16 protein-coding genes are annotated in these 19,147 nt (G+C 69.9%); 10 read left to right on the top strand and 6 right to left on the bottom strand.

Annotated elements, in window-relative coordinates; genetic code table 11:
• The first annotated feature begins 15 nt into the window (after positions 1 to 15).
• Together cydB and cydC are read left to right on the top strand one after the other, a co-directional pair.
• Positions 16 to 1,038, top strand: a complete 1,023-nt coding sequence (gene cydB / locus AC6CHY_RS07840; protein WP_498226411.1) for a cytochrome d ubiquinol oxidase subunit II — start codon at positions 16 to 18, stop codon at positions 1,036 to 1,038.
• Between the two features lie 26 nt (positions 1,039 to 1,064).
• Complete coding sequence (gene cydC, locus AC6CHY_RS07835; RefSeq protein WP_498226409.1) at positions 1,065 to 4,418, top strand: thiol reductant ABC exporter subunit CydC; 3,354 nt, start codon at positions 1,065 to 1,067, stop codon at positions 4,416 to 4,418.
• Between the two features lie 16 nt (positions 4,419 to 4,434).
• Here cydC and AC6CHY_RS07830 read toward each other — a convergent pair whose 3' ends face one another.
• Both AC6CHY_RS07830 and AC6CHY_RS07825 read right to left on the bottom strand, forming a co-directional pair.
• Positions 4,435 to 4,953, bottom strand: coding sequence for a hypothetical protein (locus tag AC6CHY_RS07830; protein ID WP_217389832.1), 519 nt, complete (start codon positions 4,951 to 4,953; stop codon positions 4,435 to 4,437).
• Between the two features lie 120 nt (positions 4,954 to 5,073).
• A complete protein-coding gene (locus tag AC6CHY_RS07825) occupies positions 5,074 to 7,731 on the bottom strand; it encodes a DNA gyrase/topoisomerase IV subunit A (protein ID WP_217389831.1) in 2,658 nt (885 codons plus the stop codon).
• Between the two features lie 125 nt (positions 7,732 to 7,856).
• Between AC6CHY_RS07825 and AC6CHY_RS07820 the strand changes: the two genes are divergently transcribed.
• The 3 genes from AC6CHY_RS07820 to AC6CHY_RS07810 all read left to right on the top strand — a co-directional run bounded on the left by AC6CHY_RS07820 (position 7,857) and on the right by AC6CHY_RS07810 (position 12,518).
• On the top strand, positions 7,857 to 10,559 hold the full coding sequence (locus tag AC6CHY_RS07820) for a bifunctional acetate--CoA ligase family protein/GNAT family N-acetyltransferase (RefSeq protein WP_498226407.1): 2,703 nt from the start codon (positions 7,857 to 7,859) through the stop codon (positions 10,557 to 10,559).
• A gap of 72 nt (positions 10,560 to 10,631) precedes the next feature.
• Positions 10,632 to 11,309 carry a DUF5998 family protein gene (locus AC6CHY_RS07815; protein WP_217389829.1) on the top strand — a complete coding sequence of 226 codons (678 nt, stop codon included), beginning with the start codon at positions 10,632 to 10,634 and terminating at the stop codon, positions 11,307 to 11,309.
• Between the two features lie 24 nt (positions 11,310 to 11,333).
• Positions 11,334 to 12,518, top strand: coding sequence for an alkaline phosphatase family protein (locus AC6CHY_RS07810; RefSeq protein WP_498226405.1), 1,185 nt, complete (start codon positions 11,334 to 11,336; stop codon positions 12,516 to 12,518).
• Positions 12,519 to 12,616: 98 nt separating this feature from the next.
• On the opposite strand, the gene sepH is transcribed toward AC6CHY_RS07810, so the two are convergent.
• Positions 12,617 to 13,708: a septation protein SepH gene (gene sepH, locus AC6CHY_RS07805; protein ID WP_498226403.1), complete on the bottom strand. Its 1,092-nt coding sequence runs from the start codon at positions 13,706 to 13,708 to the stop codon at positions 12,617 to 12,619.
• A 332-nt stretch (positions 13,709 to 14,040) separates the two neighbouring features.
• Here sepH and AC6CHY_RS07800 point away from each other — a divergent pair, with 332 nt between their 5' ends.
• Positions 14,041 to 14,349 (top strand): DUF4193 domain-containing protein, encoded by a 309-nt coding sequence (locus AC6CHY_RS07800; protein WP_217389826.1) that lies wholly within the window; start codon positions 14,041 to 14,043, stop codon positions 14,347 to 14,349.
• A gap of 100 nt (positions 14,350 to 14,449) precedes the next feature.
• Here AC6CHY_RS07800 and AC6CHY_RS07795 read toward each other — a convergent pair whose 3' ends face one another.
• Positions 14,450 to 15,001: a DUF3093 domain-containing protein gene (locus tag AC6CHY_RS07795; protein WP_217389825.1), complete on the bottom strand. Its 552-nt coding sequence runs from the start codon at positions 14,999 to 15,001 to the stop codon at positions 14,450 to 14,452.
• A gap of 135 nt (positions 15,002 to 15,136) precedes the next feature.
• On the opposite strand from AC6CHY_RS07795, the gene dut reads away from it, so the two are divergent.
• From dut to AC6CHY_RS07775, 4 genes are read left to right on the top strand one after another with little or no spacing between them, the layout of a single operon-like run.
• Positions 15,137 to 15,607: a dUTP diphosphatase gene (dut, locus tag AC6CHY_RS07790; protein WP_217389824.1), complete on the top strand. Its 471-nt coding sequence runs from the start codon at positions 15,137 to 15,139 to the stop codon at positions 15,605 to 15,607.
• Between the two features lie 48 nt (positions 15,608 to 15,655).
• Entirely contained in the window at positions 15,656 to 16,450 is a 795-nt protein-coding gene (locus AC6CHY_RS07785) for a DUF3710 domain-containing protein (protein ID WP_217389823.1), read from the top strand.
• A gap of 22 nt (positions 16,451 to 16,472) precedes the next feature.
• Positions 16,473 to 16,862: a hypothetical protein gene (locus AC6CHY_RS07780; protein WP_336245130.1), complete on the top strand. Its 390-nt coding sequence runs from the start codon at positions 16,473 to 16,475 to the stop codon at positions 16,860 to 16,862.
• Positions 16,863 to 16,916: 54 nt separating this feature from the next.
• Complete coding sequence (locus tag AC6CHY_RS07775) at positions 16,917 to 17,642, top strand: DUF3159 domain-containing protein (RefSeq protein WP_217389822.1); 726 nt, start codon at positions 16,917 to 16,919, stop codon at positions 17,640 to 17,642.
• A gap of 60 nt (positions 17,643 to 17,702) precedes the next feature.
• Here the strand turns inward: AC6CHY_RS07775 and AC6CHY_RS07770 are convergent, their stop codons facing one another.
• Together AC6CHY_RS07770 and AC6CHY_RS07765 are read right to left on the bottom strand one after the other, a co-directional pair.
• Positions 17,703 to 18,374 carry a potassium channel family protein gene (locus tag AC6CHY_RS07770; protein ID WP_217389821.1) on the bottom strand — a complete coding sequence of 224 codons (672 nt, stop codon included), beginning with the start codon at positions 18,372 to 18,374 and terminating at the stop codon, positions 17,703 to 17,705.
• Complete coding sequence (locus AC6CHY_RS07765) at positions 18,374 to 19,057, bottom strand: potassium channel family protein (protein ID WP_217389820.1); 684 nt, start codon at positions 19,055 to 19,057, stop codon at positions 18,374 to 18,376. Before AC6CHY_RS07765 ends, AC6CHY_RS07770 begins: the two co-directional genes overlap by 1 nt.
• Positions 19,058 to 19,147: the final 90 nt, after the last annotated feature.

Genomic DNA, 19,147 nt, shown 5'->3' with positions numbered 1-19,147 from the left:
GTTAGGACTCTGACCGTGGATTTCCTGCCCACCCTGTGGTTCATCCTGATAGCCGTGCTCTGGGGCGGCTACCTGTTCCTTGAAGGATTCGACCTGGGCGTGGGGATGCTCATGAAGACCTTCGCCAAAAACGAGAAGCAGCGCCGCGTGCTGCTGAACACCGTCGGCCCCGTCTGGGACGGCAACGAGGTGTGGCTCATCACCGCCGGCGCCGCGACCTTCGCGGCCTTCCCGTACTGGTACGCCTCGCTCTTCTCAACTCTCTACGTCCCGCTGACCCTGGTGCTCGTGGCCCTGATCTTCCGCGCCGTGGCCTTCGAATACCGCGGCAAGGCCCACACCCTTGCCGTGCGAAACGCCTGGGACTGGGCCATCTTCCTGGGCTCCTTTATTGCAGCCTTCGGCGTCGGGGCGATGCTCGCCCTGAGCACCACCGGGCTCCCGCTGAACGCCAACGGCGACCGCGTCGGCGGACCATTCGCCTGGTTCAACATGTATGCAGTGCTGGGCGGGCTCGCCGTCGTCGCATTCTGCCTGATCCACGCGCTGGCCTTCCTGGGCCTGAAGACCGACGGCGACATCCGTGCCCGGGCGGCAAGGCTCCTAGCGCGCTGGCTGCCGGTGGCGCTGACGCCTTTGGCGGCCTGGGCCGTGGCCGTGGTCCTGCTGAACCGGAGCGTGGTGGCCCTGGCACCGCTGGGACTGGCGGTGGGCGCACTGCTGTTCGCCTGGTTCCGGGCACGCAGGAACAACGAGGGCCTGGTATTCATCGGACTGGGCGTTTTCCTGCTGGCCGGTGTTGCGGCGATATTCACGGCGGCCTATCCCAACGTCCTGCCCTCCACCATCGACGCGGCCTTCAACCTGACCGTTTCCAACGCATCCTCGACCCCCTACACGCTCAAGCTCATGAGCATCGTCGCGGCGTTCGGGCTGCCGCTGGTCCTGGCCTACCAGGCCTGGACCTACTGGGTGTTCCGCAAGCGCGTCACCGAGGAGCACATCCCCGAGGCGCACAACGTGACCCCGATCGTCTAAACGGAGCCAGGAGAAGAAAACCCGCCATGAAACCCGCTCTTCCCGCCGGGACCGGCTCCCGGAAGGTCCTGGCCCTGTTGGCCGGACTCGCCGCACTCAAGGCCGCCGGCCTGGTCCTGGTTGCCGACGCCCTGGCCACCTCGATCAGCCAACTGGCGGCCGGAATCGACCTCGATGTCCAGCGGCTGCTGGTGTTCGGCCTGGGCGGAACGATGCTGCGGGCCGCGGCCGTGTGGGGCACGGAATTCGCTGCCCAGCGGGCAGGGCTCGGGGCCAAGGAACACCTGCGTGCCCGGCTCCTGGCCGCGGGCCTGGAGGGCAGGGCGGCGGCCACCGACCCCGGCCACGGCGCGCTGGCGGCCCTGGCCAGCCGCGGGCTGGACGGGCTGGACAACTACTACACCAAGTACCTTCCCGCGCTGGTCTCGGCGCTGGTCATCCCGATCCTCGTCGGGGTCCGGATCCTGGTCGCCGACTGGGTTTCCGCGCTGGTCGTCGTCTTGACGGTCCCGCTCATCCCGGTTTTCATGATCCTGATCGGGTTGCACACCCAGGACCGCATCAAGGCGGCCGCCGCCGGGCTGGACCGGCTTTCGAACCAGTTGCTGGAACTGGCCCAGGGACTTCCCGCCCTGATTGGCCTGCGCCGGGCGGAGGGCAAGGGCCGCGCCCTGGCCCGGGTATCCGAGGACTATCGCGAGTCCAGCATGAAGACGCTGCGCACCGCATTTCTCTCCGGCCTCGCCCTGGAACTCATCGCCACCATCTCGGTGGCGGTCGTTGCCGTGTTCATCGGCGTGCGACTGGTCTACGGGCACATGGGCCTGGAGGCCGGGCTGGTGGCCCTGATCCTGGCCCCCGAATGCTACCTGCCGCTGCGCGCCCTGGGAGCGGCCTTCCACTCCTCGGAGGACGGGGTCGAGGCCCTGGAACGCAGCGAGGGATTCATCGGGTCGGATCCCGCCGGCGCCCGCGAAACCGCCGGCCCGGCACCCGCCTCGGCCTCCCGCGTGCTGGAGCTGGAGAACCTCTCCATCCGGCACGCCGAACGCACCGAACCGGTGGTCAGGGAGCTGGACCTGGCGCTGGCCGCCGGATCCGCGCACGTGCTGGATGCCGCCAGCGGGAGCGGAAAGACCACGCTGCTGCATGCGGTCCTCGGGCAGCTCGAGCCGGGGGCCGAGACCACCGGCCGGATCAGGGTGGACCGCTCCCGCATGGCATACATTTCCCAGCACCCGCTGTTCACCGAGGCCACCGTGGAGCAGGAAATCCGGCTGCACGCCGGGGAGCAACTCTCCGCGGCGATGCTGCACTCGGTGCTGGCCGAGGCGAACATCTCCCACCTGGCGGCACGGAACCTGGTCGATTGCAGCCCTGGCGAGCTGCGCCGCCTCGCCGTGGCTCGGGTGCTCGCCCGGGTGGCGGCCGATCCACGGGTCAACCTGGTGCTGGCCGACGAGCCGACGGCGCACCTTGACGAGGCATCCGCCTCCGGCATCCGCCGTTCCCTCTGTGCCCTGCGCGGGCAATGCGCGCTGCTGGTGGCCACCCACGACCGTGCCCTGGCCACGCAGCTGCGCGACGGGCACGCCGCCGGGCAATCGGCCGCCGAAGAGCCTGCACCGGATTCCGTGGGCCCAAAATCCCCGGCGGCTCCCGGAATCCCGGGCGCAGAACGCCAGGGGCACAGCCGGGGCACCGGCGCGCGGGCCGCGCACTGGCGGCTGCTGGGCTCCATGCCGTGGCTGCGCCACGGCATGGTCCCGGGCCTGCTGCTGGCCGCGGCCGCCGCGATCTTCGGCGCCGGACTGACCGGGATCTCCGGCTGGCTCATCGTCTCCGCAAGCCACCAGCCCCCGATGCTGCACCTGATGGTTGCCATCGTGGGCGTGCGCGCCTTCGGCATCGGCCGCGCGGTGCTGCGCTATGCCGAACAATTGCGCGTGCACGACGCGGTCATGGGTTTCGCCTCCACGCTGCGACAGCGCCTCTGGGATGCACTGGTGGCCCGGCCCCACAGCTGGGGCAGGATCACCCGCTCGGGCGCGGCGCTGGGGCACCTGGTGGCCGAGGTCGACGAGGTGCGCGACGCAGTGCCCCGGGTCCTGGTGCCGCCGGTGGCCGGAATCGCCACCTGGACTGCCGTCACCGTGGGGATCGGCTTCTGGGCGCCCGCAGCCCTGCCGCTGGCCCTCGGCCTGGGGGCGGCGGCCTTCATCGGCTTGCCGCTGGCCGTGCTGGCCGTGGAAAAGCGCAGCACCACCGAGGTGGCCGAACACCGCATGTGGCTCGGCACGCGGGTGCCCACGCTGCTGCGCGCGGCAGGTGACCTGCGCGCCAACCGGGCAGCGGAACGCGCGCTGGAGAGGTTCACCGACCAGGACGCCGCCGCCACGGCATCGCTGCGGGCTGCGGCACGCGGCGCCGGGCTGGCCCAGGGCGGCGCGGCGCTGCTGTCCGCCACGGCGGCGGTGCTGGCCGTGATGACGGTGGGCACCGGGGGAGAGCAGGCGGCCGTCGCCGGGTTGCTGCTGCTGGCCCTGGGCGAGCCGATCGCCAACACCGCCATCGCCATCCAGCAGCTGCCGCAGCTCGATGCGGTGCTGCGCCGCGTCTGGTCAAACCTCGCGGACGGAAAGCCGGCCCCCTCCGGCGCGGGCACTGACGCGAGCACAGCGCCGGCGGACACCGCCGGTGCCCTGGGGATGCGCCTGCGCGGCGCCGACATCGGCTGGGTGGCCAACAGCCCGGTGCTCAGGGGCCTGGACGTGGAGCTGGTACCCGGCCGCTGGGTTTGCGTGACAGGGCCCTCGGGAACGGGGAAGTCAACGCTGCTGGCCGCCATGCTCGGCGCCCTGGAACCGCTGGCCGGAACGCTGCAGGCCCGGCGCGGGAGCGGTCCCTGGGCGGCGGCACGCGCGGGGGACCTGGCGCGGGTTTCCTGGTGCCCGCAGGAAGCGCACCTCTTCGATTCCTCGGTGCGCGCCAACCTGGCCCTGGGCCGGGACACCGGGGACCAGCCCGGGGACACAGAGCTGGAAGCGGTGCTGGCCCGGGTGGGACTGGGTTCCTGGCTCGCCACGCTGCCGGCGGGGCTAGACTCGCGGATCGGCTCCGGCGGCCACCACCTCTCCGGCGGGCAGCGCCAGCGCCTGGCCGTGGCACGCGCCCTGGTGGCCCGGGCCGGGGTGCTGTTGCTGGACGAGCCCACCGCCCACCTGGGTGCGGACGAGGCCGTGGAGCTCGTGGCCGACCTGCGTGCCGCGCTCACCGGGCAGGCGGTGCTGCTGGTCACCCACGACGCAGCGGTCGCCGCCCTGGGCGACGCGGTGCTGGACCTGGCGGATCCGGCGCACCGGGTCGCGGTGCCGGCATGAGCCCGGAATGATACCCTCAGGCGCCGGGGGTCTGGCGTCGCTTGAGGGCGGCGAGAACCGGGGATGCATCGGAGGCGGAAGCCTGGAACCGGATCACGACCCCGTCGTAGCCCCACAGCTTGAGCAGCGGCACCGGGCCGTTGCGGAGCCTCCGGCACTTGTCGATGTTGTCGTAGCGGATGGTGCGCAGCCGGCGCAAGATGGTGCGTTGGATGATCTCGTCATCGCGGATGACGATGTACGAGTTCAGGTAGGTGGCCACCAGGAATGCAGCCGTGGCGAGCAGCAAGATGCCGATGATGAGCATCGGCATGCGGTCCTCCGGGTCGGAGGTGCCGGCGATTGCGGAGAGCACGAGCAGCAGCCCGACCGGCGCAACCAGCCAGCCCGCCACGGCCAGGACCTTCGGCTGGCGGATCGCTTCGGGGTTCATCCGGTCCCGCTTCGGCCGGCGCGTGGACCACTGGCCCACGGAACTGGCCAAGACCACGGCAAACAGCACGATCCCCACGAAGACCAATGGTTCCTGGATCATGTGGTTCCTCTTTCGCTCGGGGATCAAACGCCCGGTGGTCCATGGCCCGCAGGACCCGGCCGGGGATGCCGGCGTGGTCCGGGGCGGCCCCGGACCACGCCGGTTGGCGGTTCGCCGCTGCTAGCCGTCCAGCAGCGAGTCCTGGATGGCGACCCGGCGGGCGGCCTCGACCTCGACCGCCCCGGAATCGGCAAAGGGCACGCTGTCCTCGGTGGGCGCTGCGAGCGGCGCGCGCCCGGAGGAGCCGGGCGGCGGCAGCTGCCCCGCGGGTGCCGGGGCATCCTGCGCATCCGTTCCCTCGGAGGCCGGGGTGCCGCCGAGCAGGTCGATGCCCTGGGCCAGCGGGACCCCGGAGCCGTCGCGCTTGGCGTACTCGGTGGGCAGGGCGCGCACCACGCCGGCGGCGGAGGACGCCCGGGCCGGCCCGGCGCCGGCATAGGCCAGCTCCAGGTGGTCCTCGCCCTTCAGGAAGCGGTGCGCCCGCACCCCGCCGGTAGCCCGGCCCTTGGCCGGGTACTCGGCGAAGTCGGTGACCTTGACCGAGTGCGAGGCGGTGCCCGGCAGCGTGTTGGATCCCGTGGCGATGGAGACGAAGACCGGTGCCTGGGCGTCCGCGGGGACCACGCCGAAGAAGATCACCTTGTCATCGGCGCCCAGCTTGATGCCGGCCATGCCGCCGGCGGTGCGGCCCTGCGGGCGCACCGCGGAGGCGGCGAAGCGCAGCAGCTGCGCGGCGCGGGTGGCGAAGACCAGGTCGGCGCCGTCAGGCCCCACCGCGGCGCCCACCACGGTGTCCTTGTCCTTGAGCGTGATGGCCTCCCACTCGTCCCGGTTCAGCGGGTAGTCCGGGCTCAGCCGCTTGACCACGCCGTTGGCGGTGCCCAGGGCCACGACGGCATCCAGCGGCACCAGTGCGACCATCTTCTCGCCCTTGGCCAGCTGGGCGAACTCGTCGACCTTCACCCCGCCGGTCAATTGCGGGAAGCCGTGGGCAGGGGGCAGCATCGGCAGGTCCACGACCTGCAGCCGCAGCATCCGGCCGGTGGAGGTGATCCCGCCGATCTCGCCGCGCGCGCTGGTGGCCACCACGGAGGAAAGCACGTCGTGCTTCACCCGTGCCCCGGCGCCGTCCAGCGGTTCGGCGGATCCGGTGCGCGCCACCTGGCCGGTGGCCGAGAGGAGCACCCGGCAGGGGTCGTCGGCGATCTCCAGGCTCAGCGGCGCTGCCTTGCCGGTGCCCGCGACCGCGGGCATGGAGGTGCCCTTCAGCGGGGAGCCGGACTCGGTTTCCAGCAGCACGGTGCGGCGCGGGGTGGCGAACTTCTCGCCCATCTCGGCCAGCTCGCCGGAGACCACTTCGCGCAGCAGCGTGTCGGAGTCCAGGATCGCCTTCAGCTCCTCGATGGCCGCGCGCAGCTCCTCGGCCTCCTTCTCCAGCTCCAGCCGGGAGAACTTGGTCAGCTGGCGCAGCCGCAGCTCCAGGATGTGGTTGGCCTGCAGCTCGGAGAGGTCGTAGATGGCCATCAGGCGCTCGCGGGCCTGGGCCGTCTCGTCCGAGGAGCGGATGATGGCGATGACCTCGTCGATGTCGACGATCGCGATGAGCAGGCCCTCGACCAGGTGCAGGCGGTCAAGCTTCTTCGCCAGCCGGTGGGCGGTGCGCCGGCGCACCACCAGCAGCCGGTGCTCGACGTAGACGGTGAGCAGCTCCAGCAGCCCCATGGTGCGCGGCTGGCCCTCGACCAGGGCCACGTTGTTGATGCCGAAGGAATCCTCCATCGGGGTGAACTTGTACAGCGCCGCCAGCACCGCGTTGGGGTTGAACCCGTTCTTCAGCTCGATCACCAGGCGCAGGCCGTGGTTGCGGTCGGTGAGGTCGACCACGTCGGCGATGCCGGTGAGCTTCTTGGCGTTGACCGCGTCCTTGATCTTCTCGATGACCTTTTCCGGGCCGACCATGTAGGGCAGCTCGGTGACCACCAGGCCGGCGCGGCGGGCGGTGATCTGCTCCAGCTCCACCTTGGCGCGGGTCTTGAAGGTGCCGCGTCCGGTGCGGTAGGCGTCGCGGATGCCGTCCAGGCCCACGATCTTGCCGCCGGTGGGCATGTCGGGGCCCGGGACGAACTTCATGATGGCGGCCAGGTCGGCGTCCGGGTGGGCGATCAGGTGCAGGGCCGCGGCGACGACCTCGCCGAGGTTGTGCGGGGCCATGTTGGTGGCCATGCCCACCGCGATGCCGGTGGTGCCGTTGACCAGCAGGTTCGGGAAGGCGGCGGGGAGCACCGAGGGCTGCATGAACTGGTTGTCGTAGTTCGGGACGAAGTCCACGACGTCCTCGTCCAGGTTCGCGGTCATCGCCACGGCGGAGGCGTCAAGCCGCGCCTCGGTGTAGCGGGGGGCCGCCGGCCCGTCGTCCAGCGAACCGAAGTTTCCGTGCCCGTCGATCAGCGGCAGGCGCAGCGCGAAGCCCTGGCTCATGCGCACCATCGCGTCGTAGATGGCGGTGTCGCCGTGCGGGTGCAGCTTGCCCATGACCTCGCCGACCACGCGGGCGCTCTTCACATGCCCCTTGTCCGGGCGCAGGCCCATCTCGGACATCATGTACAGGATGCGCCGCTGCACCGGCTTGAGCCCGTCGCGGGCATCGGGCAGGGCGCGGGAGTAGATCACCGAGTAGGCGTACTCGAGGAAGGATCCCTCCATTTCCTTGGTCACATCGATGTCAACGATGTGCTCCACGAAGTCTGCGGGCAGTGGTTCGGGCTTTTTGCGCGCCATATTTGGTGTGAATCCTCGATTCGGTACTGATGCCCGACCTTGGGCAAGGTCGGGTTTCATCTCGTGCTGCGGTTCCGGCGCGTCGATCCAAGTGCTCGCGCAACGCCGACCGCTAGGCTAAGCCTATGGTGGATGGTCGTAAACCCGGTGAATATCCGTCCCATTGGGAAGCGGACGTTGTCCTGCGAAACGGATCCACGGCACATCTACGCCCGATTCAACCCGGTGACGCCGACAATTTGCAAAAAATGCACCGGGGACAATCCGAGGCTTCGGTCTACATGCGCTATTTTACGTACAAATCCTCGCTCACCGCCAAAGAGCTCAAGCGCTTCACCGAGGTCAACCACGTCGACAGGGTCGCCTTCGTGGTCATCCGGGGCGAGGACATCATCGGGGTGGGTCGCTACGACAGGCTCGATGACCCCGCGGACGCCGAGGTCGCCTTCAACATCTCCGACGCCTACCAGGGCATGGGCGTGGGCTCGATCCTGCTCGAGCACCTGGCCGCCGCGGCGCGCGAAAACGACATCGAGCGCTTCTCCGCCGAGGTGTTGCCGGAGAACCGGAAGATGCTCACGGTCTTCGCCGAGGCCGGGTACGCGGTCAAGCGGCACTTCGACGAGGGCGTGGTGATGCTCGAGTTCCCCATCGACCCCACGGAGAAGTCCCGTGCGGTGATGGAATCCCGCGAGCACCGCGCCGAGGCCAAATCGCTCGCCGGCCTGCTGGCCCCGGCTTCCATCGCGGTCATCGGAGCCAGCCGCGAATGGGGCACCATCGGCCACACCCTGCTGCACAACATCATCGAGGGCGGATTCACCGGACCCGTCTACGGGATCAACCCGCAGGCCTTCGAACTCGGCGGGATGCGCAGCTACGCCACGGTGGCCGAGGTCCCGGGCCCCGTCGACCTCGCCGTCGTCGCCGTGCCGCAGGACCAGATCCACCAGGTCATCACGCAGTGCGCGCGCGCCGGGGCCAAGGGCCTGCTGATTGCCACCGGCGGCTTCGAAAAGGACGGCGAGGCCGGGCTGCTGCGCCAGCGCGAGCTGGTGCGCCTGGCACGGGGCAACGGCATGCGCGTGATCGGCCCGGCATCCCTGGGCCTTGTCAACACGGACCCGGCAACGTCCATGAACGCCTCGATGGCCCCCGGCATGCCCAAGCACGGCAGCCTGGGGCTCTTCAGCCAGTCCGCCGCCATCGGGGTGCTGCTCTATGCGGCCTCGGTGCGTCGCGGGGTCGGGGTCTCCTCGATCGTCTCGGCCGGGAACCGGGCGGATGTCTCGGGCAACGACGCCATGCAGTTCTGGGAGGACGACCCCGGCACCGGCGCCGTGGGCCTGTACCTCGAATCCTTCGGCAACCCGCGCAAGTTCTCCCGCATTGCCCGCCGGCTCTCGCACTCCAAGCCCGTCATTGTGGCCAAGTCAGATGTCATGGGGCTGCGGCTGCCCCCGGGCCATGCGGTGCGCACCACCCAGGCGCCCACCGCGGCGGTGGATGCGATGCTGCGCCAATCCGGGGTCATCCGGGTCCGCACCAACGAGGAATTGATGGAAATCGCCCAGGTGGTTGCCTCCCAGGTGCTGCCGGCCGGCAACGGGCTCGCCGTGCTCTCGAACTCCGATGCGCTGGCCTCCGTGGTGGCGGACGCGGCGGAGCAGAACCGCCTCGACGTCGTGGTGTCGGATGCCGAGATCACGCTCGAGGACGGCCAGTCGCAGGCGCTGCCCCGCCTCGCCGCCGCCCTGCACCGTGCGCTGGCAAACCCCGCGGTCCACTGCGCCATCGTCACCCTGCTGCCCACGCCCGGGCTGGGTACCGCGGTCCTGGCCACCTGCATTCGCGAGGCAGCCGCGGCGGCGGGGAAAACCGTTGTCGCGGTCTTCCCCGGCATCATCGATGCCGCCAGCCGGGCCGATGGCCTGCTCGATGCCGGAACGGATCCGCAGGGGCACGCCCTCGAGCTGCCCTGCTACTCCAGCCCGGGCGTGGCGGTGAACGCGCTGGCGGCCGTCGTGCGCTACGCGACGTGGCGCTCCCGCGAACACGGCGAGGTCACCGAGCCGGCCGGCATCAACGTGGCGGCCGCCGAGGACTTCATCGAGGATGCATTGGCGTCGGTGCAGGGGGTTGAGCTGTTGCGGCTGCCCAAGGCCAAGGCCGCGCAGCTGCTGGGCCTCTACGGGATCCAGGTCCTCGAATCGGCGCGCTTTGACACGAGCGACGAGGCGGTGGCCGCGGCAACCCGGCTCGGTTTCCCGGTGGCCCTCAAGGCCCGCGACGAGCACCTGCGCCACCGTCTGGATCTGGGCGGCGTCAGGCTGAACATCACCGACGAGGCTTCCCTGCGCTCGAACATCGGGCACATGCGGGAGGTCCTGGCCCCGTACGCGGCCAGGGACCTCGAGGTCCAGTCGATGGCCCCCGCCGGCCAGGGCTGTGTGATCCGTGCCGTCGAGGACCCGCTGCTGGGTCCGGTGGTCTCCTTTGGGCTGGCCGGGGACGCGGTGAACCTGCTGGACGACTGGGCCCACGGCATCCCGCCGCTGACCAATACCGACCTGTCCGACCTGGTGGGCGCACCCCGGGCCGCCGCCCGCCTGCGCGGCTACCAGGGGCTGCCGGCCGTGGACCTGGGTGCCCTGGAGGACCTGCTGAACCGCGTGGCAACCTTGAAGGACAACCACCCGGAGGTCTCCCTGCTGGAAATCAACCCGGTGATGGCCGCCGCCGACGGCACGACCGTGCTGGCCGTCGAGCTGTGGCTGGGCAACCCGGAGCAGCGCACCGATTCCGCACGCCGTGCCATGAGCCAGTGACCCCGTGCCCGCGGGCGGGGTGCCGCGCCGGGCGGAACCAGCCGATTCGCGCCCTTGGGTAGACTGGAGGGCATGACCCCCCTTTCTTCGGCCACGGGCCCCGACCTGCAAGCTGACCTCGACCGTGCCGGGTTCTACCCCAAAATGGTTGCCGACATCATCGACGAGGCCCTCGACGGCCGGGCAACCGGCGCCCACCTGGTGCACCTGGAAACCCACTTCGACCAGCACGAGGTGCACCGGCACATCACCGTCCTGGTGCTGGCGGAGGACGTGCTGCTGGTGGCCCACGTCGATGACCAGCAGCTGGACGAGAAGGGCAAGGAAGTCATGGCCCAGGTCTCCACCGAGCTGGTCCAGCTGTCCAAGGTCACCACCGTGGCCACCAGCTACGTCTACCACCAGCCGCAGAACTACCGCAGCGGGGACATGGTCAAGGAACTGACCCTGGGCATCGCCTGGGCCGGTGCCCAGCGCATCGACCTGGCACCGGCCGGCTGTGCCGACCCCGCGTGCGACGCCGACCACGGCTACACCGGAACCTCCCAGCAGGAGGACCTGGTGCTGCGCGTCAGCGCCGAGGCCGACGGCGTCAAGGCAGTGACCGCCGCCCGCAGCTTTGCCAAGGCCATGCGCCGGGCCTCGGCCCCCCGCGGCACTGAGGCACGGCCCGCGGCAGCGCCGGCACCGGCCGCCGAGGTGCGCGGACGGGTCGGCTCGCGCTTCGGGCGAAACACCCACCAGGGCTAAGGCCACAAGGGAGAACACGGCCTCGTGGCAACCAGCACCCGCAGAACCCCGGCCACCGCCTTGCCGGCGGCCCCGCCCTATGGCAGCAGGACCATCGCCGAGCTGCTGCCCAGCGCCGCGGCGGCCCTGGGCGTCGAGGGCTTTGAAAACGCCCTCGGGCTTCCGGCGGCGAACCGCATCGCCGTGGTGATGGTCGACGGACTGGGCAAGGCCCTGCTCAAGGCCCGCGGGGGACATGCCCCGTTCCTGCGCAAGCTCATGGAAAACTCGCAGACCCTGCTCGCGTCATTCCCCTCCACCACCGCGGCCTCGCTGACCTCCATGGGCACCGGCCTGCCGCCGGGGCAGCACGGGGTGGTGGGCTACGACGTGGTGGACCCGGTGCGCCGCCGGGTCGTGAACCAGCTGGGCGGCTGGCCCAGGGACCTGGACCCGGTCTCCTGGCAGCCGCACCCGACCGTGTTCGAGCGGGCGGAAGCCGCCGGGGTGCACACCGCCACGGTGTCCCTGTCCCAATTCAAGGACTCGGCACTGACCAAGGCCGCACTGCGCGGACCCGTTTTCACGGCCGCCGAATCCCCGCACGCCAGGGTGCGCGCCACCTGCGAGATCCTGGCGGCAAATCCCCGCTCCCTGGTCTACTGCTACTTCAACGAACTGGACAAGGCCGGGCACCGCTACGGCAAGGACTCGGCGCAATGGGGCAACGCACTTGAGGACCTTGACTCGGTCATGCGCACCCTGGCGGCCCGGGTGCCGGCCGGCACGCTGCTGCTGCTGACCGCCGACCACGGGATGGTCGACGTGGACGAGCAATGGCGGATCGACTACTCCGAGTTCCCGGAGCTCGTGGACGGGGTCGAACTCACTGCCGGCGAGCCGCGCGGGGTGCAATTGCATTTCGCCGCCCAGACCCCGCCGGCGCAGCGCGAGGCGGTGGCCGAGGCCTGGCGGGAACGCTTCGGTGCCAAGGCCTGGGTGCTGGGCCGCGACGAAGCCATCGACCTGGGACTCTTCGGCCCCGTGGACGACGCGGTGCGCGAACGCATCGGCGACCTGCTCATCCTGGCCGCGGAGGAGATCGCGTTCCTTGACGGGCGGCGGGTCAAGCCGGCGGCCTTCACCATGATCGGCCAGCACGGCTCGCTCACCCGCGCCGAGTGCGAGGTCCCGCTGCTGACCTTGGCGCGCCCGGGATCCCGGAAGTAGCGCAGCAGGCAGTAGCGCGGCAAAGCGAAGGCCCGGCCCACGCAAGGAAATCCTTGCCGGACCGGGCCTTTTCCGCGCCGGCGGCGTCGCCGCGGGGATCAGTCGTTGTTGTTGCGCCGCCCGAAGACGATCTCGTCCCAGCTGGGCACCGAGGAGCGCTTGGCCTTCTTCTTGCCGCCGGCCTCCTCGTCGGTGGCGGGCTCGGAATCCTCGGGTCCTTCCCCGGCTTCCGGGGCCTCCGGGCGCAGGTTGGGCACCAGGGAGATGGAGGTGGTGCGCGTGCTGACGCCGTCGTAGAGCCTGGGCAGCCCGTCGTCCTGCGGCTTGGGGCCGGCCAGGCGCGGGTCGTCGTCCGGGTGCGGGGAGCGCGACAGCATCGCGGCCAGGGCATCGTCGCCCTCTTCATCGATCCCCAGGCGCTGCCCGCGGCGGGCGCTGAGCGCGTCCAGCAGCTGTTCGGAATCGGCAACTGCCGCCTCGAAGTCGACGTCGTCCCCGTCCGCCTCGATGTCGAAGGGGTCGTCGGCGACGGCGGTCAGGCGGCGGGCGCCCACGGGCGCGTCGAGCGGCTCGAGTTCGCTCAGGACCTGTGCCCAGCGGTTCGCGTTTTGCAGCGACTTGCGGTTGGGGTGGAAGGACCACCGCGCCATCGATTCCTCGGCGCCCGAGTCCAGGGCGATGCTCGCGTCCGTTTCCGGCAGGTCGAAGCGGGCGACGACCTCCCAGGAGCCATCGGCGGCACGCCAGGCGTCCCAGGCAAGGGATTCGTTGTCAATGCCCAGGGAGTGGATGCGGTAGGCGACCATCTCGCCGAGGTTTGCCGGCTCCTCGCCGAAAATGCTGCGGTAGCCGTCGTGGGTCTGCGGGGCGGAGACCTCCACGTTGCGTGCCTGGGAGGCAATGTATTCGCGTTCGGCCAGCACCGGGCCCTCGTAGCGCATGATGCGCTCCAGGGACATGCCGGAAATGGCCGCCACTTCCTCCGCCGTGGCACCGGAACGGATCCGGGACTGGATGTCGCGAGGCGACAACGGCGCGGCCTGGGCCTCCGAACGATCGGCCCGGGCTGCTCGAGTCAATGCACTGCGCAGCGCTTCATCGACGGGCAGCACGTAGCTGTTCCCGTCATCGCTGCTCAGGTGCAGGCTCTCACCGTTCTCGTGGATTCCCACCAGTCGGAGTTGACGCATGACTATCCTCCACAAACCGTCGTGTTGTGACTAAAACTCTGCCACCTGCAGGGTCAATTACCTAAGAGGTGCATTGGTGTGGCGCGGACCGGCTTCATGATTATTCCCACGGAGCTGCGGAAAAGTCGGTTAAACCGGGTAAAAAATCCCGCCTTTGGACCCGAAGATGCAATGATGAACAGTCGGTTCCCGACCGGGCACAAAAATGCGTCATTCTGCGTTGAATCATAAGCGCATCCATACGCGTGGGTTGACCAGGGGGCCGGAACCGGACCCCGGGGCGACCCGATACGAACAACAGCTTGAACCAAGCGGAGTGTGAAGCAGCAATTATGGCAACCGACTACGATGCACCTCGGAAGCATGCCGAAGACGATGAGAAGCCCGAGGCCGTGCCCGAGCTGAAGGCGCAGCGCAACACCAACACCAACGCCTCGAACCTCATTGACGAAGACGAGGCGGCCCTGGCCGACAGCTACGAGCTGCCGGGTGCCGACCTGTCCGGCGAAGAGCTTGCGGTCATGGTGCTGCCGGCGCAGGCGGACGAGTTCACCTGCGCCTCCTGTTTCCTGGTGCGGCACCGCTCGCAGATCGCCCTGGAGAAGGACGGCCTGCTCTATTGCACCGACTGCGAGGGCTAGGCGCCGTGCGCGGGCACTGACCGCGCACGGCGCACGCCACAACGCCCGCCACCCGAAACGGGTGGCGGGCGTTGTGGCAATTCCTGCGGGGCGCGGTGGCCTATGCGGTGCCGGGTTCGTCGGTGGCGTCGGGGGAGCTGCCGGCTTCCGCCTCGCTGCTCTCCACCGGTTCGCGGTACTGCACCATGACCCCGCCCAGGGCCGCGGTGAGCTCCTCGGGCCGCCGGGTCGAGGTCAGCCAGTACGGAGTGGAGTCGCGCTCGTCGGTGATCCCGATGCGCACCACCGGGTCGATCCAGCCGCGGATGCACATGTAGGCGATCCCGTTCAGGCCCGGACCGCGTTGGTGGTAGGCGGCCGCCCCGCGGTATCCGGTGACGTCGCCAATGAACTCGCGTTCGATGGTGGCACGACCCACGCGCACGGTTTCATCGCGGACCTCGATCGTCGGGGTGCTGATGACCAGGGCAAAGGCAATCAGGCCCAGGGCGATGATGCCGGCGACCACGCCCCAGCCGATGCCCACCGGCATGAATGCGACGGCGGCGGTGGCGCCCAGGCCCAGCGTCACGACCCAGATCCACCAGGAAGGCCAGAGCCTTTCGCGGAAGTGGACGGGGGCAGGGTGCTGTGGTGAAGGGTTCTCGGCCATACCCACAAGCATAGGCGGTTGGGTGTCGCCTCCCGGCCAGCGCACAGGCGCGCAAGGGACTAGAGTTAATGGGGAACGGCAGAGGCCGCGACGCGGCCGGCACCTCAATCCCGAACCCCCTGGAGTGGAAAATACATGTCCGAATCGAGAGTCGATATCGCCCTGAAAATGCTTGATCCGGACCTCCCGGTCCCGAGCTATGCACACGAGGGCGATGCGGGTGCCGATCTGTGTGCCCGCGAGGACGTGACGTTGGCGCCGGGGCAGCGGGCCTTGGTGCCCACCGGTGTCTCCCTGGCCCTGCCCCTGGGCTACGTGGGGCTGATCCACCCGCGTTCGGGCCTGGCCACGAAGCACGGACTGACGGTGGTCAATGCGCCGGGAACCGTGGACGCCGGGTACCGTGGTGAGTTGAAGGTCACGTTGCTGAACACGGATGCAGCCACCCCGATCGTGCTCAAGCGCGGGGACCGCATCGCCCAACTGGTGATCCAGAAGGTCGAGCGGGCCCACTTCATCCAGGTCCAGGACCTGGACGACTCCTCGCGCGGCGCCGGCGGCTTTGGTTCCACCGGTGGCTTTGAAACCGCAAACAGCAGCCACTAGGGCCGACCACCGAAATCTCACGGTCGATACAGCAAGAAGGCAACTTCCATGATTTTCAAGCGCAAGAAGAAGGCCGGCGCCGAAGCGCAGCCCGAGCAGACCATCGCCGGGCTCAACGCCGCCGCCTCCAGCAAGCCCGGGCAGGCCGCGGGCGACATTACGGCGGACGCCCCTGAGGCCGCACCCCGGGGCGGCCCCGCGGCAGCCGCGGATTCCGCGCGCACCGCGCCGGTACGCACCGGGGGACCGTTCGACGGGGACGACTTCGAGGACCACGACGGCTACCTGGACCTGGGCGCCCTGCTGATCAAGCCGGTTCCCGGATTGCAGCTGCGTCTGGAAGTCGAGGAATCCACGCAGCGCGTCATCGCCGTGGCCCTGGAGATCGGCGGCTCGCGCATGCAGCTGCAGGTCTTCGCCGCCCCCAAGACCGATGAGCTGTGGCCGGGCATTTCCACGCAGATCGCCACCGGCATCGCCGACCAGGGCGGGGAAACCGAAATGGTGCCCGGCCGCTTCGGCAACGAATTGCTCGCCCGCGTCCCGCAGGCGGCCCCCGACGGACGCCAGGGCCACGTGGCACTGCGCTTCCTGGGCATCGACGGGCCGCGCTGGTTCCTGCGCGCCGTCATCGGCGGGGCCGCGCTGACCGACACGGCCGAGTCCAAGACCATGGAGGACGCCCTGGCCCAGGTCGTGGTGGTGCGCGGCGACACGCCGATGCCCCCCACCGAGCTGTTGCCGCTGACCGTGCCCTCCGGGGCCCTGGCCCGGCCGGACGCGGACCAGCAGCCCGGCACCGAGCGTCCCGAACGCGGCCCGGAAATCACGCAGATCGGCTGATCCGTTGCCCAAGGACAAACCGGTGAAGGCCAAGCGGCCGCAGGCCCCCCGGGACGAAGCCGCCAAGCAGCCCGGCGAACCGGCGGGGGAGGGAATCCAGCCGCTGGCGTCGCTGGCGGAGCTTCCGGTGCGCGGGCGCATCTCCCACCGCGGCTATGTCGAATCGATGACGATCCTTCCCCCGGCGCAGGCCCCGGCCTTCACCGTCACGGTCGTTGACCACCCGGCCCCGCCCGGGGGCCGCCGGAATGCGGTGCCGCACCTGCGGCTGGTCTTCGTGGGCCAGCGCCGGGTCCCGGGACTCGTGGCAGGCTCCCGGATCAGCTACCAGGGCATGGTCGCGCCCATCGACCTGGTGCCCACGGTCTTCAACCCGCGCTACGAGATCCTCCCCGAGCGCACCGCCCGCTAGCGCCGCGCACCGCCGAATCACACCCTCGAGTCGCCCCAAGGACAACCGAACGCCATGAGCGAGCACAACGAAGAAACGCCCCAGCCGCAGGAGCACGGCCCCGGTGCCGAGGACGTGGCCCGGCGCATCGGCGCCAACGCCGGCATCGAACGCCGCGACGACGGCCAGATCGACGTGCTCAAGACCATTGGCGGGGTGCGGGGGCTCGTCGAGTCGCTGCTGCCCGGCCTGGTCTTCCTGGTCATCTTCACGCTGTGGCAGCAACTCAACACGGCGCTGATCGCCTCGGTCGCCGTGGCCCTGGTGTTCACCGTGCTGCGCCTGGTGCGCCGCGGGACCCTCGCCCAGGCGCTGACCGGCCTGGCGGGCGTGGCCATTTGCGCGGTCTTCTCCCGGGTCACCGGGGAGGCGAAGGACTACTACGTCCCCGGCTTCTACACGAACCTGGCCTATGGCGGCGCGCTGGTCGTTTCCATCCTGGTCCGCTGGCCGCTGATGGGCGTGATCTTCGGATTCATCCGCTCGGAAAACATGCAATGGCGGGAGCACCGGCTTCGCGCCCGGCAGTATGCCTGGGCGACCTGGATCGTGGTGGCGGTCTTTGCCGCCCGGCTGGCCGTCCAGGTGCCGTTGTACCTGGCAGACAATGTCCCGGCCCTGGGTGCTGCGCGCCTGGCCATGGGAGTGCCGCTCTACGCGGCCGGACTGTGGATCGCCTGGATGATCTCCCGGCCGCAGAAGGCAACGACCGCCGGGCCGACGCCGGGACCTCGCGCCTAGCCGGCCCTTCCGCCCGGCCGCCGCGCGGCGGGGGAGGGGCCCGGAGGCGGCCCGATGCCGCTAGGAATCGACGCGCGCGTCGCGCAACACGGTGCGCAGCTCGTCCTCGGCCACGATCGTGGTCACGAAGAACAACTCGTCACCGCCCTCGATGACGTCGTCTTGGCTGGGTGCCAGCGGCACGTCGTCGCGCAGGATCGCCACCACCGTGGCCCCGGCCGGCCACGGCACCGAGCCGATGGTGCGCCCGATCATCGTCGAATCATGCGGGACGGTGAACTCCACCATGGAGACCACGCCCGACTGCAGCGTCATCAGCCGCACCAGGTCGCCGACCTCCACGGCCTCCTCGACCAGGGCCGTCATCAGCCGCGGGGTGCTCACCGCGACGTCAACGCCCCACGCGTCGTCGAACATCCAGTCGTTCTTCGGGTTGTTGACCCGGCCCACGGTGCGACCGACCCCGAACTCGCTCTTGGCCAGCAGGGAGACGACCAGGTTCACCTTGTCGTCGCCCGTGGCGGAGACCACCACGTCGACCTCCTCGAGCCTGGCCTCCTTGAGCACCGAGAGTTCGCAGGCGTCCCCGAAGAGCCAGCGGGCCCCCTGCACCCCGGCGCGCGAGACCACCTCGGGTTTCTCGTCGATGAGCAGCACCTCGTGCCCGTGGCTGATCAATTCCTTGGCGATGGAGCTGCCCACCGACCCTGCTCCGGCAATCATGACCTTCATTACGCGTTTTGCTCCGTGGTTGGTTTGGGGGCGGCCGAGAGGACCTTCTCGATGTCCTTGCCGGCGTCCACCGGCATCATGGCGTGGACGATGTCGCCCTGCTGCAGCCGCATGCCGGGCACCGGCAGCACGCCTTCGCCAAAGCGCGAGAGGTAGGCGATGCGGATCGGGGCGGCGGCCTCGAGCTCCTCGAGTCCGTAGCCGTACCAGCCCTCGTGGATGTTCACCTCGCCGAGAAACAATCGGCCCGAGGCCTCGCGGTAGTCCCCGTGGAGCGAGTGCTCGGGCAGGATCCTGCGCAACACCTGGTCGGAGCTCCAGCGCACCGCCGCCACCGTGGGGATGCCCAGGCGCTGGTAGATCTCGGCACGTCCCGGGTCGTAGATCCGGGCCACGACGTGCGGGACGTGGTAGGTCTCGCGGGCCACCCGGGTGGCCAGGATGTTGGAGTTGTCGCCGCTGGAAACCGCGGCAAAGGCGTAGGCCTCGGAGATCTTCGCCCGCTCCAGGGTTTCCCTGTCGAAGCCGACCCCGGAGACCTTCAGGCCGGAGAAGCTGCGGCGCAGGCGGCGGAAGGCCCGGTCGTCCTGGTCGATGATCGCCACCGAGTGCCCGGCGTCGTCGAGTGTGTGGGCAAGGGTCACTCCCACCCGTCCGCAGCCCATGATGACGAAGTGCGCCATGATCCATCCTTTGGTTCCCACCGAGCTGCCTGCGGTCCTCCGCGGCACGGTTCGTGCACCAGTCTTTCACGATTCGGGTCCCCGATGCGT

The organism is Paeniglutamicibacter sp. GQ140 (assembly GCF_059759235.1).
Note: the sequence above shows the minus strand (reverse complement) of the source record. Positions and strands in the feature narration are given on the sequence as shown.

Coding starts and splice junctions, on each gene's coding strand:
- AC6CHY_RS07765 (WP_217389820.1), bottom strand. CDS start 19,057: ATGGCGCACTTCGTCATCATGGGCTGCGGACGGGTGGGAGTGACCCTT.
- AC6CHY_RS07785 (WP_217389823.1), top strand. CDS start 15,656: ATGATTTTCAAGCGCAAGAAGAAGGCCGGCGCCGAAGCGCAGCCCGAG.
- dut (WP_217389824.1), top strand. CDS start 15,137: ATGTCCGAATCGAGAGTCGATATCGCCCTGAAAATGCTTGATCCGGAC.
- AC6CHY_RS07795 (WP_217389825.1), bottom strand. CDS start 15,001: ATGGCCGAGAACCCTTCACCACAGCACCCTGCCCCCGTCCACTTCCGC.
- AC6CHY_RS07815 (WP_217389829.1), top strand. CDS start 10,632: ATGACCCCCCTTTCTTCGGCCACGGGCCCCGACCTGCAAGCTGACCTC.
- cydC (WP_498226409.1), top strand. CDS start 1,065: ATGAAACCCGCTCTTCCCGCCGGGACCGGCTCCCGGAAGGTCCTGGCC.
- AC6CHY_RS07820 (WP_498226407.1), top strand. CDS start 7,857: ATGGTGGATGGTCGTAAACCCGGTGAATATCCGTCCCATTGGGAAGCG.
- AC6CHY_RS07800 (WP_217389826.1), top strand. CDS start 14,041: ATGGCAACCGACTACGATGCACCTCGGAAGCATGCCGAAGACGATGAG.
- sepH (WP_498226403.1), bottom strand. CDS start 13,708: ATGCGTCAACTCCGACTGGTGGGAATCCACGAGAACGGTGAGAGCCTG.
- AC6CHY_RS07770 (WP_217389821.1), bottom strand. CDS start 18,374: ATGAAGGTCATGATTGCCGGAGCAGGGTCGGTGGGCAGCTCCATCGCC.
- AC6CHY_RS07825 (WP_217389831.1), bottom strand. CDS start 7,731: ATGGCGCGCAAAAAGCCCGAACCACTGCCCGCAGACTTCGTGGAGCAC.
- AC6CHY_RS07775 (WP_217389822.1), top strand. CDS start 16,917: ATGAGCGAGCACAACGAAGAAACGCCCCAGCCGCAGGAGCACGGCCCC.
- AC6CHY_RS07830 (WP_217389832.1), bottom strand. CDS start 4,953: ATGATCCAGGAACCATTGGTCTTCGTGGGGATCGTGCTGTTTGCCGTG.